Source organism: Actinoallomurus rhizosphaericola (assembly GCF_024055675.1).
GTDB lineage: Bacteria > Actinomycetota > Actinomycetes > Streptosporangiales > Streptosporangiaceae > Actinoallomurus > Actinoallomurus soli.
This window is the reverse complement of sequence record NZ_JAMXMW010000008.1, coordinates 305806-320894: the sequence shown is the minus strand read 5'-3', so window position 1 is coordinate 320894 and position 15089 is coordinate 305806. Positions and strand designations below refer to the sequence as shown.

Below are 15089 nucleotides of genomic sequence, written 5' to 3'. Positions count from 1 at the left end.
TATCGACGGACCGGCACCTCACGTCCCCCAGTACGGCGCTGCCGGCCGCGAACCCTGACGCCTCGAGTTCCCGCCTGGGTGAAGGACACAAGCCTTCCCGCCTCCTACTGCGCGACGAGTCGGGCGATTACGGTGGGTATATGGCGATATCGGTGGGGCTGGCCGGCGCGGGCCGCTCGGCAGCCGAGTTGTTCGCACCCTCGCTGGTGTCCGCCCCGGCGATCCGATTCGCGGGCGTGTGGTCGAGGTCGCCGGAAGCCGCACAGGGCCTCGCCACGCGATGTTCGGTCCCCGCCTTCGGCGGCTTCGCCGAGATGCTCGACCACTGCGACGCCGTCGCGTTCGCCGTGCCGCCCGCCGCGCAGCCGTCCCTCGCCGCCAGGGCGGCGGGACGGCACGTGGCCCTACTGCTGAGCAGGCCGATCGCCGACGACCTGGCCGGGGCGGAGGAACTGGCCGAGGCCGTCGCCGACGACGTGGTCTCCCAGGTGGCGTTGACGTGGCGCTATGCGCCCGCCGTTCGAACCTACCTCGACACGCAGGTCAGGCGGGCGCAGCCGGTCGGCGGCACCGCCCGCCTGATCTCCGCGGCGCTGGCCTCGGACGCGCCGGCGTGGCGGGCCGGGCGGGGCGTGCTCATGGACGTAGGGGTTGATGTCCTGGACCTCCTCGACGCCGCCCTCGGCCACACGGCGCTGGTCCGCGCGCACGGCGATCCGCGCGGCTGGATCGGCCTGCTGCTGGAACATGAGGGCGGCCGGTACAGCGAGGCCTCGCTGCTGGCCACCGCACCGGCCGACCTACCCGCCCGCGCGGAGATCGAGGTCTTCGGGCCGGGCGGCTCCGCCATGATCGACTGCATCGACGCGACCGGGCCCGAGGCACTCGGGACGATGGTCGAGGAGTTCGCGGACGCGGTCGAGCACCGCAGGCCGCACCCCTTGGACGTCCGGCACGGCCTTCACCTCCAGCGGCTGCTCGACGCCGCGGAGACCGACCTGCTCGCCGGCCGCTGACCAGCAAGGCGCGCGGACGCACCCGGACCTCACGGCACGGGCAGCAGCACCGAGTACTCCGTCGGCAACTGGACGGTCACGTCGAAGTACTCCTCGTCGCCGACCGCCTCGCGCAAGGTGGCGAAGACCGCCCGGGCGTGCTCGCTCGCCGTGAACCGGTCGGTTCCCTCCCGCTCGGCGATGATCTGGAGGAACCTGTCCAGGCTCATCCGCCGCGCCGTGCCGCCGGTCACCGCCCTGCCGCGCCGGAGTGGATCGTGCAGCGACAGTGGGAGCCGCGGAATGAGGTCGTCGACCTCGCCGCCCGCGATGCGCTGGGCGAGCGCCGTCAAGACGGCCTCGGTGGCGCGTCGCGCTCCATCGATGTCGAGATCGGTTCGCTCCGCCACCCGGGACAGGAACTCCTCGCCCGGCATCACCGTGAAGAACCGATGCCGGGCCTCGGCGATGAGGGGTTCGAAGTCCTGGGGCAACTCCGCCGCGATGTCGTCGATCTCGTCGGCGCGTACGGCCCGCCCCAGTGCGAAGAAGACGGCGCGTGCATGCCGCTCGGCGGTCTCGACATCCACGCGGGCCCGTTCGGCCACGCGGCGCAGGAACTCATCCATGTCGAAGCGTTCGGCGGCGGACTCGGTGTAGACCCACGGTTTCATCTCGGCCGGAAGTTCTTCCAGAAGATCCCGCGCCTCCCCTGGGGAAAGCCGCTCGGCCAACGTCGTGAGCGTCGCCCGTGCCGCACGTTCAGCCGCGTCAGCGTCGAGACCGGCGCCGCTCTGCACCGTGTGGATGAACTCGCGAAATTCCATAAGGTTGCTCCGCCACTTGATCAGCCGGACGTCGAGACCGGCCCGCCGCCGGCGCGCCGCGTCACCGGCGTCATGGCGCCCCGTTACGTCCCACGCTGAGCGCCCTTAACCTGCGACTGCTCGTCCGTCGACTCGGTTTGCGTGATCTTGATGTGATGGCTCTGCGCCCGCTGTGCCTTAGGGATGACCAGCGCCAGAACCCCATCGTTCATGGACGCCCTCACGTTGTCCGCGTCGACGTCGGAGGGCAACGAGGTGTGGTAATGGAAGCGTCCGAACCGCACGCGCAGCGCGTGCGAGCGCTCCTCACGCTCCTCCTCACGAACCTCGCCGCTCACACAGAGCTCGCGGTCCCGGATGGAGACGTCGACTTCCTCAGGCGAGATCCCGGGCAGCTCAAGACGGACGATGTAGCTCTGGTCGTTCTCGTCGATCTCCGCGATCGGAGTCCAGGGCCGGTCGGCCTCCGTCTCGACGGCCGGCTGGATCAGACCTGTCATGCGGCTGAGCAGTTCCTGTACATCGGCGAACGGATCCCGCCGCAGCACCACGGCGGTCGGTTCCACTTCGTGCAGCCGGCCGCCCCTGGTGCGCCTCATCGGCGATGTCATGGCTTCCCCGATCTTCCGTACGTGTGTCTTCTTCCACCGGACCTTTCCGGAGGTCTCGGGTGAAAGGGACGGGTATCAGAGTTGAGCGCGGTCTGGAGAATCGTGGCCGTCTCTTGACCCGGGGTCCCGGAGCTTTCGCTCTCGGAGCCGCGCGCCGCGCACCTCCCGGCACGATGGCCCGGCGGTTTGACATGCGACCGCGCCGGGGATGCCACGTTGGAACAGCTGATTCAGGGTCGCCGCCAGACGGCGGCCCCACGCCCGCGTCGACGACGACCAGGCTTCCGGCGCCGCCGAGAAAGGCGCGCCATATCCCTACGCCCTGATCGGGCTCGCACACGTCGTGGCTCAATCCGTCCGCAGCACGGTGAGCCGTCGGCGAAAGGGTTGAGAGAGATGCCCTACCAATCGGTGAATCCTTACAACGATGAGGTGCTCGCCACCTTCGACGAACTCGACGCAGCGGAGCTGGAGAGCGCTCTGGCGCGTGCCCGGTCGAGGTACGAGACCTGGCGCGAACGCGGCTTCGACGAGCGCGCGGCCGTCACCCGGCGCGCCGCAGGCATCCTGCGCGAACGGCGGGAGGAGTTCGCCCGCCTCATGACCCTGGAGATGGGCAAGGTGATCGGCGAGAGCATCGAGGAGGTCCTCCTGACGGCCGACATCTTCGACTACTACGCCGACAACGCGGAGGACTTCCTGAGACCGGTCCACCTCGACGCGCGTACGGGAGACGCCGTCGTCGTCAACAGCCCGATGGGGGTGCTGTTCGGGGTGCAGCCGTGGAACTTCCCGTACTACCAGCTGGTCCGCTTCGCGGCCCCGAACGTGATGGCGGGCAACGTCGTCATGGTCAAGCACTCGTCGAGCGTGCCCCAGTCCGCGCTGGCCTTCGAACGGCTGTACCGCGAGGCGGGCGCGCCCGAGGGCGTCTACACCAACCTGTTCATCACCAAGGAGCAGGCCGCGACGGTGATCGACGACCCACGCGTCAGGGGCGTGGCGCTGACCGGCAGCACGGAGGCGGGCGCCGCCGTCGCGACGCGCGCCGGCAAGGTGGTGAAGAAGACCACCCTGGAACTGGGCGGCAGCGACCCGCTGATCGTCCTGCCCGACGCCGACCTGGGCGCGACGGTGCACTGGGCCGTGTGGGGACGGATGCACAACTGCGGCCAGAGCTGCGTGGCAAGCAAGCGACTGCTCGTCCACGAGCAGATCGCCGACAAGTTCCTCGAGGAGTTCACGGCGGCGCTCGGCACGCTGACCCCGGGCGACCCGATGGACGAGCGGACCACGCTGCCGCCGCTGTCGTCTCGAACCGCCGCCGAGAAACTCCGGGTGCAGGTCTCCGAGGCGGTCGAGCACGGCGCGCGGGCGACCGAGGTCGGCGATCCCGTGCCCACGACCGGAGCGTTCGTGCAGCCGACGATCCTCACCGGGGTGGCGAAGGACAACCCGATCTACGGTGAGGAGCTGTTCGGCCCGGTCGCAATGTTCTTCCGGGTCGGGGACGAGGCCGAGGCGATCGCCGTCGCCAACGACACCCGCTATGGGCTCGGGGCTTCGGTGTTCACCGGCGACGAGGAACACGGCCGGGAGATCGCCCGGCACATCGACAGCGGGATGGTGTTCGTCAACCATCCGACCTGGACCTCGCCCGAGCTGCCGTTCGGCGGCGCCAAGGACTCCGGCTACGGCCGGGAGCTGTCCGCGCTCGGCATACAGGAGTTCGTCAACAAGAAGCTCATCGACGTCGTCCCGATCGACGCGCCCCCGTGAACGACGCGGACGGCCGACCGCAGACCGATCCGGGCCGCGCACCGGGTAGGCCCGACGGTGTCGTGGTGCTGTTGTCCCGCGCGCTGTCCGCCAGGCTGGGCACCCTCGGCCTGCGCCACGAGCTGGTACGGGCCCAGCGCGAGAAGCTGCGGCGGCTCTACCACAAGGGCAGGACCAGCGCGGAGGTCCTGCGGGCCGTGGACCGCTGACTCGACCTCGACGACCCGGGCGTCCACGGCGAGATCGGCTGACCGGCGAGATCGGCTGACCGGCGAGGCCGGCTGACCGGCACGGGTACGGACGGGTCCCCGCGGACCCTCCACCGGACACTCGGTACCCCACCGGGCATGCGGCACCCTGCCGGGCGCCGATCGCCCTGGCGACCGGCCCGACGGCCCGCTACGACCGACCGCCGGCCCGCCCCTCCCTCTCGCCCACGAGCCCCGGCAGGTGCGGAACGGACGCCCGGCGTTGCTCGGCGGTGGTGGTGACGCGCTCGCGAGGCTCGTCGCTGTCCAGGCGCGCGGGCGGACTGTCGCGCCGCCCCTCGGGAATCACGGCGACGCCCATGGCGCCGCAGTTCGGGCAGGTCACCTCCCCTCCGGTCGGCGGCGGCACCGGCACGCCGTCGAGCCGATAGAACGCGAACGTGGCGCCGACGTCGTCGGTCACGTACTGCACGTCGTAGTCGGCGGTCCAGGTGCGGCCGCAGCGCCCGCAGACGAACCTGTAGCGCTCGACGGCGACGTCGGCCAACATCGTCATGACAACCCCCTGTTCTCCGACCGGCTCTGCAGGCTTGATGCCTCATGGGTGCCGGCACGGCCCGGCAGAGGCGCCGCCGGTGTTTAGGTCACGCCGTCAGGGCAGGGTCAGGCCATTATGGGCCTTTGACCAGGTGCGATGCCAGAACACCGGTCGGCCCGCCCGAATCGGACTTAGGAGGCCTCGTGACCACATGGATGCCCACGGCCCCCGCACCGGACCGCGTTCCGGCCGGTGCGGCGGCCGGCGGAGACGGCGTCGTCGTCGGCGCCGGTCCCGTCACCGTCGACGCCTACATCGACTTCCAGTGCCCGTACTGCAAGCGGTTCGAAGAGGTCGCCGGGCCGACCCTGGACCGGCTCGTAGCCGACCAGCTGATCAACATCGACTACCACCCGATGTCGTTCCTGGACCGCCTGTCGACCAATCACTACTCGTCGCGCGCCGCGTCGTCGTCGGGCTGTGCGGCCGACGGCGGACGGTTCCGGGAGTACGCCCGGGCGCTGTTCGCGGTGCAGCCGCCCGAGGGCGGGCCCGGCCTGACCGACGAGGAGCTCATCGAGAGAGGCCGGTCCGTGGGGCTGACCGATCCCGGCTTCGCCCGCTGCGTGTTCGGCGGCGCCTACCTGGGCTGGGCGGCCTACGTGACCTTCGCCGCCGGCCGGCGCGGCGTCGGTGCGACGCCGACCGTCCTGGTCGACGGGGTGCCCGTGCCCGCCGACCCCCGGGCCGTGGCCGCGGCCGTGGCGGCGGTCCTCGAGGAGGCGTGACCGGCGGCCGTACGCCGCATCGGCCCGGTCCGTCGCAACGCGGGACGGCTCACACGTCCCCCTTCCGGCCGGTGCGGGCCGGCCGGAAGGCCCCCACCGGCGGAGCGTTCAGGTGACGCTCACGGTGGCCCGCACAATGACGGTCCGGCGCCGAGGTACTGCGCGCCGACCCCGCCCGTCGGGCGGCGGAAGCGCGCCGAGGACCGCTGCGCCCGGACCGTGCCGCCGGGGCGGCTCAGACCCGTCCGGTCGTGGGATGCCGGAGGCGGACCACCGGACGATGCTGGGGGCAGGAGGTGGTACCCATGCCCCCGACCGGCATCCCGCAGTTTCAGCGCCTGTTCCGTGCCGCCGCGAGCCTGGACGTCGACAAGGACGACCTCAAGCGCTACGACGACTTCGTCGACGGCAAGATCTACGACCTGATCCTCATCGGCCAGGCACACGCCAAGGCCAACGCCCGCGACATCATCGAGCCGCACGATCTACCCGTGACCAAGGGCTTGCAGGAGTGCATCCACGAGTTCCGCAAGCTCGACGAGGAGGTCGAGCTCGAGTCGCTCCTCGAGCGGCTCGCCAAGCACCCGCCGCTCGATCTGATGGTCGCGGATGAGACCGAGGCCGGCCTGCCACAGATCGCCGGAGGACTGACCGTCGCGCTCGCCCGCGCGTTCAAACTGATCGATCCGAAGCTGAAGAATCCGCACACCGAGCACTGGGAACGCGTCGCCCGCGTGTTCGACCTCCTGCTGTAGGCCACCACGAGACCACCCGACGGCGGCTGCACCACACGATCGAGGACGTCACTCGAGGGGCCGCCGGGGCGGAGTTCGTCCGGCGTCGATCCCGACCCTCGGCACCGCCCGGAGGACCGCGCGCCACCGCCGGGACGCGGACGCCATGTCTACCAAGGCTGAGGATGCGAGCGGCCATGCGAAGGGCGAGCGTTGGATGGTGTAACGCCATCTTGATGCAGGAGCTCCGAGCGTCCAGCCGATCATGCTGTTCTCCGTCGAAGGCCGGGGCTCCGTCGGTTCGGCTAGGAGGAGAGCATGGCCAAGGCAGTCGGAATCGATCTCGGAACCACGAACTCCGTGATCGCTACCACCGAGGACGGTCATCCCACGGTGATCCCCAACAGCGAGGGATCGCGCACGACGCCGTCCGTGGTGGCCTTCACCGAGCAGGGTGAGCGCCTGGTCGGGCAGCTCGCCCGACGGCAGGCGATCCTCAACCCCAAGGGCACCATCTACTCGGCCAAACGCTTCATCGGCCGCCGGTACGACGAGGTGGCCAGCGAGATCAACGCGGTCTCGTTCGACGTGGTGTCCGGTCCGGACGGCGCGGTGCGCTTCGACGTCCGCGGCAAGCAGTACGCTCCGGAGGAGATCTCCGCGCTCGTGCTGCGCAAACTCGCCGACGACGCCGGCAAGTTCCTCGGTGAGCGGGTGACCGAGGCCGTCATCACGGTCCCCGCCTACTTCAACGACGCCCAGCGCCAGGCCACGCGGGACGCCGGGAAGATCGCCGGCCTGGAGGTCCTGCGGATCATCAACGAGCCGACCGCCGCGGCGCTGGCCTACGGCCTGGACAAGGGCGCGAACGAGACGGTGCTCATCTTCGACCTCGGTGGCGGCACGTTCGACGTGAGCCTGCTCAGCATCGGCGAAGGCGTAGTGGAGGTCCTCTCGACCGCCGGTGACGGGCACCTCGGCGGCGACGACTTCGACCGCCGCATCGTCGATCACATCGCCGATGAGTTCCAGCGGGACACCGGCATCGACCTGCGCCGCGACCCCCAGGCGCTGCAGCGCCTGTTCGAGGCCGCGGAGAAGGCCAAGGTCGAGCTGTCCTCGGTGACCCAGACGACGATCAACCTGCCGTTCGTCACCGCGGACGCGACCGGCCCCAAGCACCTGAACACCACCCTGATGCGCTCGACCTTCGAGCAGATCACCGGCGACCTCATCGAACGTACCAAGGGCCCGGTGCAGACGGCGATGGCCGACGCGAAGACCACCGCGAACGACATCGACGAGGTCATCCTCGTCGGCGGGTCCACCCGCATCCCGGCCGTGCAGGAGCTCGTCCGCAGGATGACCGGCGGCAAGGACCCCAACATGACGGTCAACCCGGACGAGGTCGTCGCCCTCGGCGCGGCCGCCCAGGCCGGCGTCATCAAGGGCGAGGTCGAGAACGTCGTCCTGCTGGACGTCACCCCGCTGTCGCTCGGCCTGGAGACGCTCGGCGGCGTCATGACCAAGATCATCGAGCGGAACACCACCATCCCGGCCCGCCGCACGGAGACCTTCAGCACCGCCGAGGACAACCAGACCGCGGTGGACGTCGTCGTCCTGCAGGGCGAACGCGAACGCGCCGCCGACAACCGGGTCCTCGCGCGGTTCCGGCTGGAGAACATCCGGCCCGCCCCACGCGGCGTACCGCAGATCGAGGTGACCTTCGACATCGACGCCAACGGAATCCTCAACGTCTCCGCGCGGGACAAGGACACCGGCGTCGAGCAGACGGTCACCATCAGCGAGACCACCAACCTCGACCAGTCCGAGATCGAGCGGATGATCCAGGACGCCGAGCAGCACCGCTCCGAGGACGAGCGGCTGCGCGAGATGATCGACGCCCGCAACCAGCTCGACTCCATCGCCTACCAGGTCGAAAAGCGGGTCCAGGAGCTCGGGGAGGGCGTGCCGACGCACGAGAAGGCGCGCGCCGAGATGCTCGTCGGCGACGCCCGCCAGGCGATGAAGGAAGAGGCGCCGGTCGAGCGGCTCCGGAACCTGACCGCCGAGCTCCAGCAGGTCTACTACGGGCTCGGCACCGTGACGGCCGGCACCGGACCGGGTGCGACAGGACCGGGAGGCCCCGGCGGTCCCGGCGGTCCCGGCGGTCCGGGCACCGGTGGCGGAGCCGCCGGAGGCGACGAGGACGTGATCGACGCGGAGTTCACGACCGATGAGTGACATGCGGCCGGAAGAACCGGCAGAAGAGGACGGCGGCCTGGCGACGAAGCTCGCCGAGCTGGAGGACAGGTGGAAGCGCGCGCTCGCCGACCTGGAGAACTACCGTAAGCGTGCCACCCGCGACGCCGAGCGTTCGCGGTCCGATGAGCGGGCCAGGACCGCCGCCGAGTGGCTGCCCGTCGTGGACAACCTCGAACGGGCCATCGAGCACGCCGGCGCCGAGCCCGACGTCCTCCTCGATGGTGTACGCGCCGTCCGCGACCAGGCGCTCACGGTGCTCGCCCGGCTCGGCTATCCACGCCAGGACGACACGGGGCGCCTGTTCGACCCGACCCGGCACGAGGCGGTCGCCGCCGTTCCCGACGCCGATGCCCCCGAGGGGACGATCGTGCAGGTCACCAGGCCCGGATACGGCCACGGCGAGAACCAGCTGCGTCCGGCGCAGGTGGTGGTCTCGAAGGGGCGGCAGGCCGATGGCTCCGGCCCGTGACTTCTACGAGATCCTCGGCGTGCCCAGAACGGCCGGGCAGGACGAGATCCAGCGCGCGTACCGCAAGCTCGCGCGTAAATACCACCCGGACGTCAACAAGGCCCCCGACGCGGAGGACCGCTTCAAGGAGGCGGCCGAGGCGTACGCCGTGCTGTCCGACCCCGAACAACGCAAGCGCTACGACGCCTTCGGCGAGGACTTCCGGCGCGTGCCGCCGGACGTCGACCCGGAGACCTGGGCGCGGGCCCGCGCCGGCGCCGGGAGGCGGACGCGTGCGGGCGCCGGGGCCGGCGGCTTCGGCGGGTTCGGTACGGGTGGCGAGGAGGTCGACCTCGAGGATCTGCTCGGCGGCATCTTCGGAGGACGCACCGGCCGCGCCGGGCGGGGTCGCCGTCCCGGCGGTTTCGGGTGGGGACCGGTGCCCGGCGCCGACCAGGAGGCCGAACTGGAGATCGGTCTCGACGAGGCGTACCGCGGCGGGCATCGCACGATCGGCCTCGATGGCCGGACGATCGACGTCGACATCCCCGCCGGGGTCACCGACGGCCAGCGGATCCGGCTCGCCGGGCAGGGCGGCCACGGCGGCGACGGCGGGCAGTCGGGCGACCTGTACCTGATCGTACGCATCAGGCCGGACCCGAGGTACCGCGTCGACGGCCGTGACGTCACGGTACGGCTGCCGCTCGCCCCCTGGGAGGCGGCGCTCGGCACCAGGGCCCCGGTCGAGACGCCGGCCGGCGAGGCGAAGGTGAAGGTTCCGCCCGGTTCGTCCTGCGGCAGGCGGCTGCGGCTGCGCGGCCGCGGCCTGCCCAACCCCCGCGGTACCCCCGGGGACCTGTACGCCGAGGTCCAGATCAAGGTGCCGCCCGAGCCCGGCCCCGAGGAGAGACGGCTCTTCGAGGAGCTGGCCGCCACATCGTCGTTCGATCCGAGGAGGCGACCGTGAGGTACGCGCTCATGCGGCCGGTACGGGTCGACCTGGAGACCTTCGCACGCGACGCCCACGTCCACCCGGAGCTGATCCGCCGGTTCGTCGCACTGGGCATCATCGACGCCGACCGTGACGTCTCCGGCGGGCTCTGGTTCTCCCGCGAGCAGCTCGCGGTCCTCGCGCGCGTGCAGCGGCTCCGCGCCGGGTTCTCGCTCAACTACGCGGCGGTCGGCCTGGTGTGCGACCTGCTCGACCGCATCGCCGCCCTGGAGGCGGCCCAGAGACATCGCGCTCACCAACGCTCCGGAGGTCGATCATGGACCTGAACCGACTGACCGAGAAGTCCCAGGAGGCCCTGCACGACGCGCAGACCAAGGCCCTGCGCTTCGGGCACACCGAGGTCGACGCCGAGCACCTCCTGCTCGCCCTGCTCGACCAGCCGGAGGGCTTGGCCCCCCGGCTGCTGGCGGGGGCCGGCGTCAACACCGACCTGCTGCGCAAGGAGACCGAGTCCCGGCTCGAGCGGCGTCCGCGGGTCACCGGCCCGGGCGCGGCGCCCGGTCAGGTGTACGTGACCCAGCGGCTGTCCCGGCTGTTCGACACGGCCGAGCGCGAGGCGAAACGGCTGAAGGACGAGTACGTCTCGGTCGAGCACCTCGTGCTGGCCCTCATCGAGGACGGGCTGATCCAGGGGGTCACGCGGAACCGGTTCCTCGAGGAGCTGACGAAGGTCCGCGGCAACCAGCGGGTGACCTCGTCGATGCCGGAGGCCGCCTACGAGGCGCTGGAGAAGTACGGCCGGGACCTGGTCACCGAGGCACGGACCGGGAAACTCGATCCGGTCATCGGCCGGGACACCGAGATTCGCCGCGTCGTCCAGATCCTGTCCCGCAAGACGAAGAACAACCCGGTGCTCGTCGGCGACCCGGGCGTCGGCAAGACCGCGATCGTCGAAGGGCTCGCCCAGCGCATCGACCAGGGCGACGTGCCGGAAGGGCTGCGGGACAAGACCGTCTGGGCTCTCGACATGGGCTCGCTGGTCGCGGGCGCGAAGTACCGCGGCGAATTCGAGGAACGCCTCAAGGCGGTGCTCAACGAGGTCAAGGCCGCCGAAGGGCGGATCCTGCTGTTCGTCGACGAGCTGCACACGGTCGTCGGTGCGGGCGCGGCCGAGGGCGCGATGGACGCCGGCAACATGCTCAAGCCCATGCTCGCCCGCGGTGAACTCCACATGATCGGCGCCACCACGCTGCAGGAGTACCGCAAGCACATCGAGAAGGACGCCGCCCTCGAACGCCGGTTCCAGCCCGTCATGGTCGACGAGCCCTCCGTCGAGGACGCCATCTCGATCCTCCGTGGCCTGCGTGAGCGCCTGGAGGTCTTCCACGGCGTGAAGATCCAGGACTCCGCGATCGTCGCCGCGGTAACGCTCAGCCACCGCTACATCTCCGACCGATACCTACCGGACAAGGCCATCGACCTAGTCGACGAGGCGGCGGCGAAACTGCGCACCGAGATCGACTCGATGCCCGCCGAACTCGACGAGCTCACCCGACGGGTGACGCGCCTGGAGATCGAGGAGGCGGCGCTGTCCAAGGAGGAGGACCCGGCCAGCCAGGCGCGCCTGGAGGATCTGCGCAAGGAGCTGGCCGACCTCAAGGCCGAGGCCGACGCCATGCGCGCCCAGTGGGAGGCCGAACGGCAGGCGCTCCGTAAGGTGCAGGACCTGCGCCAGGAGATCGAACGCGTCCGCCGGGAGGCCGACCAGGCAGAACGCGACTACGACCTCAACCGCGCCGCCGAACTGCGCCACGGCCTCCTGCCGGAACTGCAACGCAGGCTGCAGGCCGAGGAGGAGCGGCTGTCCGACAAGCAGGGCGGGCGGCGGCTGCTGCGCGAGGTCGTGACCGAGGACGAGATCGCCGACATCGTGTCCCGCTGGACCGGCATCCCGATGAGCCGCCTCAAGGAGGGCGAACGCGAGAAGCTGCTCCGGCTCGACGAGGTGCTGCATGAACGCGTCGTCGGCCAGGACGAGGCCGTGCGGCTCGTCACCGACGCCATCATCCGGGCCCGGGCCGGGATCAAGGACCCGCGCCGCCCGATCGGCTCGTTCATCTTCCTCGGCCCGACCGGCGTCGGCAAGACGGAGCTGGCCAAGGCGCTGGCCGCGGCGCTGTTCGACACCGAGGAGAACATCATCCGGCTGGACATGAGCGAATACCAGGAGCGGCACACCGTCAGCCGCCTGGTCGGCGCCCCGCCCGGCTACGTCGGCTACGAAGAGGGCGGCCAGCTCACCGAGGCCGTCCGGCGCAAGCCGTACTCCGTCGTGCTGCTCGACGAGATCGAAAAGGCCCACACCGACGTGTTCAACACGCTGCTGCAAGTCCTTGACGACGGCCGGCTCACCGACGCCCAGGGCCGTACCGTCGACTTCCGCAACACCGTGCTGATCATGACGTCCAACATCGGCTCGGACTACCTGCTGGTCGGCGTCACCTCCGACGGCGAGATCAAACCCGACGCGCGCGATGCCGTCATGGACGCGCTGCGCACCCACTTCCGGCCCGAGTTCCTCAACCGTGTCGACGACGTCGTGCTGTTCAAGCCGCTGACGCAGCGCGAGATCGAGCAGATCGTCGACCTGATGTTCAACGACCTGCGGGGCCGCCTCGCGGATCGCCGGATGACGCTGGAGGTCACGCCGGAGGCGTGCGCCTACATCGCCCGCCAGGGCTTCGACCCGGTGTACGGCGCCCGGCCGCTGCGCCGGTTCATCGCCCGCGAGGTCGAGACCCGGATCGGCCGCGCGCTGCTGTCCGGGGAGATCCTGGACGGCGCGGTCATCCGCGTGGTCCTGGAGGACGGCGAACTCAAGGTCTCCCACCAGAACCCATGAGGGGGCATCGATGACCGTCCAATGCCCGCACTGCGGCAAGCGCAACCGCGTGCCGGCGGTGGCCGACGGTACGCCGCGCTGCGGGAACTGCCACCGGCCGCTTCCGTGGATCGCCGACGCCGGCGACGACGACTTCGCCGACGTGGCCGAGCGCGCCTCCGTGCCGGTCGTGGTCGACCTGTGGGCGACCTGGTGCGGCCCGTGCCGCATGGTCAGCCCGGCGCTCGAACAGCTCGCCCGCGAGATGGCCGGCCGGATCAAGCTCGTGAAGGTCGACGTCGACCGGGCGCCGAAGATCCAGGAGCGGTTCGCCGTCCAGGCGGTGCCGACCCTGCTCCTCATGCGGGACGGCAAGGTGATCGATCGGCAGGCCGGCGCCGCGCCCGCTCCCGTCCTGCGCGCATGGGTGGAGAAGAACATTGCAAGAGACACCTGACCTGCACGGCGCGTGGCCGCGGCTGGACCCCGAGCAGATCCAGCGCCTGTCCGCGCACGGCGAGCGGATCCCGACCCGGCAGGGCGACGTCCTGTTCCGGCAGGGCGAGCCGGACTACGACTTCTTCGTGGTCCTGGAGGGCTCGGTCGCGATGGTCGACGCCGACGAGGTCATCCGGGTGCACGGCCCGGGCCGGTTCCTCGGTGAGCTCGGCCTGCTCACCGGGCAGGCGGCGCTGGTCGGAGCCGTGGTCGACGAGCCGGGAGCGGTCCTGCGGATCCCGGCGGAGCACCTGCGCCTGCTGATCGCCCGGGACCCCGTGCTCGGGGACCTCGTCCTGCGTGCCTATTTCATCCGGCGCTCCCTGCTGATCGAGCTCGGTGCCGGGCTGCGGATCATCGGCTCCCGGTTCTCCCCCGACACCCGCCGGCTGCGGGACTTCGCGGCGCGCAACCGGCTCCCGCACCGGTGGATCGACCTGGAACAGGACACGCAGGCCGAACAGGCACTGCGGCGGCTGTGCGTCCGGCCCGAGGACACACCACTGGTGATCCTCAACGGCGACCGGATCCTGCGCAACCCGAGCAACGCCGAGCTGGCCCACGCGATCGGCCTGCCGACGCCGGCCGCCCACGGCGACGTCGCCGACCTCGTGATCGTCGGTGCGGGGCCGGCCGGGCTGGCCGCGGCCGTCTACGGCGCGTCCGAGGGCCTGAACACGGTCGTCGTCGACGCGGTCGCCACCGGCGGCCAGGCCGGCACGTCCTCCCGCATCGAGAACTACCTGGGGTTCCCCTCGGGAATCTCCGGCGCCGAGCTCGCCGAGCGCGCGGTCATCCAGGCCGAGAAGTTCGGCGCGCGGCTCGGTGTCCCCGCGGAGGCCACCGCGCTGGAGGTCGAGAACGCCGGCTACGGCGTCGCCCTCGGCGACGGCGGCCGGATCAGCGCCCGCACGGTGGTGCTCGCCACCGGCGCCCGCTACCGGTCGCTCGACGTCCCCGGCCTCGAACGGTTCCAGGGGTGCGGCGTCTACTACGCCGCCACCGAGGTCGAGGCGCTACAGTGCGTCCACCTGCCCGTCGCGGTCGTCGGCGGCGGCAACTCGGCCGGCCAGGCCGCCCTTTATCTCGCTGAGCGCGCGAAGCGGGTCAGGCTGTTCGTCCGGGGCGGTGACCTGGGCAAGAGCATGTCCCGCTACCTGATCGACCAGATCGAGCGCTCTCCGGGCATCGAGGTCCACCTGCGCACCGAGGTGCGCGAGCTGGTCGGCGACGAGACGCTGGAGGCGGTCGTCGTCGAGGACGGCCGCACCGGCGAACGGCGCGTCCACGAGGCCCGGAACCTGTTCATCTTCATCGGCGCCGACCCCTGTGTCGGCTGGCTGGCCGGCCAGGTGGAGCTGGACGGGAAAGGCTTCATTCGCACCGGTGACGACGCGCTGCCCCTGGAGACCAGCCTCCCGGGCGTGTTCGCGGTCGGCGACGTCAGGAGCGGGTCCATCAAGCGGGTCGCGTCGGCCGTGGGCGAAGGCGCGATGGCCGTCCGGCTGGTCCACGAGCGCCTCAGCGGGTGATGCGGACGGTGCGGCGGAGACCGCCCGCCACA

Annotated in this window: 15 protein-coding genes; 12 read left to right on the top strand and 3 right to left on the bottom strand. The window is 71.0% G+C overall.

The window, feature by feature from the left end:
• Window positions 1-140 precede the first annotated feature (140 nt).
• Window positions 141-1016: a Gfo/Idh/MocA family protein gene (locus NE234_RS20330; RefSeq protein ID WP_252782046.1), complete on the top strand. Its 876-nt coding sequence runs from the start codon at window positions 141-143 to the stop codon at window positions 1014-1016.
• Window positions 1017-1045: 29 nt separating this feature from the next.
• Here NE234_RS20330 and NE234_RS20325 read toward each other — a convergent pair whose 3' ends face one another.
• Both NE234_RS20325 and NE234_RS20320 read right to left on the bottom strand, forming a co-directional pair.
• On the bottom strand, window positions 1046-1822 hold the full coding sequence (locus NE234_RS20325) for a DUF2267 domain-containing protein (RefSeq protein WP_252782045.1): 777 nt from the start codon (window positions 1820-1822) through the stop codon (window positions 1046-1048).
• 83 nt (window positions 1823-1905) lie between these two features.
• Window positions 1906-2421 (bottom strand): Hsp20/alpha crystallin family protein, encoded by a 516-nt coding sequence (locus NE234_RS20320; RefSeq protein ID WP_252782044.1) that lies wholly within the window; start codon window positions 2419-2421, stop codon window positions 1906-1908.
• Window positions 2422-2844: 423 nt separating this feature from the next.
• On the opposite strand from NE234_RS20320, the gene NE234_RS20315 reads away from it, so the two are divergent.
• Window positions 2845-4212, top strand: a complete 1368-nt coding sequence (locus NE234_RS20315; protein WP_252782043.1) for an NAD-dependent succinate-semialdehyde dehydrogenase — start codon at window positions 2845-2847, stop codon at window positions 4210-4212.
• Window positions 4213-4277: 65 nt separating this feature from the next.
• Window positions 4278-4421, top strand: coding sequence for a hypothetical protein (locus NE234_RS20310; protein ID WP_252782042.1), 144 nt, complete (start codon window positions 4278-4280; stop codon window positions 4419-4421).
• A 190-nt stretch (window positions 4422-4611) separates the two neighbouring features.
• Here NE234_RS20310 and NE234_RS20305 read toward each other — a convergent pair whose 3' ends face one another.
• Window positions 4612-4977: a hypothetical protein gene (locus tag NE234_RS20305; protein WP_252782041.1), complete on the bottom strand. Its 366-nt coding sequence runs from the start codon at window positions 4975-4977 to the stop codon at window positions 4612-4614.
• A gap of 185 nt (window positions 4978-5162) precedes the next feature.
• Here NE234_RS20305 and NE234_RS20300 point away from each other — a divergent pair, with 185 nt between their 5' ends.
• From NE234_RS20300 to NE234_RS20260, 9 genes are all read left to right on the top strand, one after another.
• Window positions 5163-5747 (top strand): DsbA family protein, encoded by a 585-nt coding sequence (locus NE234_RS20300; protein WP_252782040.1) that lies wholly within the window; start codon window positions 5163-5165, stop codon window positions 5745-5747.
• A gap of 305 nt (window positions 5748-6052) precedes the next feature.
• Window positions 6053-6502, top strand: coding sequence for a DUF1931 family protein (locus NE234_RS20295; protein WP_252782039.1), 450 nt, complete (start codon window positions 6053-6055; stop codon window positions 6500-6502).
• A gap of 297 nt (window positions 6503-6799) precedes the next feature.
• On the top strand, window positions 6800-8725 hold the full coding sequence (gene dnaK, locus NE234_RS20290; protein WP_252782038.1) for a molecular chaperone DnaK: 1926 nt from the start codon (window positions 6800-6802) through the stop codon (window positions 8723-8725).
• Entirely contained in the window at window positions 8718-9215 is a 498-nt protein-coding gene (locus NE234_RS20285; RefSeq protein WP_252782037.1) for a nucleotide exchange factor GrpE, read from the top strand. Before dnaK ends, NE234_RS20285 begins: the two co-directional genes overlap by 8 nt.
• Window positions 9199-10161, top strand: coding sequence for a DnaJ C-terminal domain-containing protein (locus NE234_RS20280; protein WP_252782036.1), 963 nt, complete (start codon window positions 9199-9201; stop codon window positions 10159-10161). The genes NE234_RS20285 and NE234_RS20280 overlap by 17 nt, the downstream gene beginning before the upstream one ends.
• Window positions 10158-10472: a chaperone modulator CbpM gene (locus NE234_RS20275; protein WP_252782035.1), complete on the top strand. Its 315-nt coding sequence runs from the start codon at window positions 10158-10160 to the stop codon at window positions 10470-10472. The genes NE234_RS20280 and NE234_RS20275 overlap by 4 nt, the downstream gene beginning before the upstream one ends.
• Window positions 10463-13048 carry an ATP-dependent chaperone ClpB gene (gene clpB, locus NE234_RS20270; protein WP_252782034.1) on the top strand — a complete coding sequence of 862 codons (2586 nt, stop codon included), beginning with the start codon at window positions 10463-10465 and terminating at the stop codon, window positions 13046-13048. The genes NE234_RS20275 and clpB overlap by 10 nt, the downstream gene beginning before the upstream one ends.
• A gap of 10 nt (window positions 13049-13058) precedes the next feature.
• On the top strand, window positions 13059-13484 hold the full coding sequence (gene trxA, locus NE234_RS20265) for a thioredoxin (RefSeq protein WP_252782033.1): 426 nt from the start codon (window positions 13059-13061) through the stop codon (window positions 13482-13484).
• Window positions 13468-15057: an FAD-dependent oxidoreductase gene (locus tag NE234_RS20260; protein WP_252782032.1), complete on the top strand. Its 1590-nt coding sequence runs from the start codon at window positions 13468-13470 to the stop codon at window positions 15055-15057. Before trxA ends, NE234_RS20260 begins: the two co-directional genes overlap by 17 nt.
• The last annotated feature ends 32 nt before the right edge of the window (window positions 15058-15089 follow it).

Coding starts and splice junctions, on each gene's coding strand:
- NE234_RS20330 (WP_252782046.1), top strand. CDS start 141: ATGGCGATATCGGTGGGGCTGGCCGGCGCGGGCCGCTCGGCAGCCGAG.
- NE234_RS20325 (WP_252782045.1), bottom strand. CDS start 1,822: ATGGAATTTCGCGAGTTCATCCACACGGTGCAGAGCGGCGCCGGTCTC.
- NE234_RS20320 (WP_252782044.1), bottom strand. CDS start 2,421: ATGAGGCGCACCAGGGGCGGCCGGCTGCACGAAGTGGAACCGACCGCC.
- NE234_RS20305 (WP_252782041.1), bottom strand. CDS start 4,977: ATGACGATGTTGGCCGACGTCGCCGTCGAGCGCTACAGGTTCGTCTGC.
- NE234_RS20295 (WP_252782039.1), top strand. CDS start 6,053: ATGCCCCCGACCGGCATCCCGCAGTTTCAGCGCCTGTTCCGTGCCGCC.
- dnaK (WP_252782038.1), top strand. CDS start 6,800: ATGGCCAAGGCAGTCGGAATCGATCTCGGAACCACGAACTCCGTGATC.
- NE234_RS20285 (WP_252782037.1), top strand. CDS start 8,718: ATGAGTGACATGCGGCCGGAAGAACCGGCAGAAGAGGACGGCGGCCTG.
- NE234_RS20280 (WP_252782036.1), top strand. CDS start 9,199: ATGGCTCCGGCCCGTGACTTCTACGAGATCCTCGGCGTGCCCAGAACG.
- clpB (WP_252782034.1), top strand. CDS start 10,463: ATGGACCTGAACCGACTGACCGAGAAGTCCCAGGAGGCCCTGCACGAC.
- trxA (WP_252782033.1), top strand. CDS start 13,059: ATGACCGTCCAATGCCCGCACTGCGGCAAGCGCAACCGCGTGCCGGCG.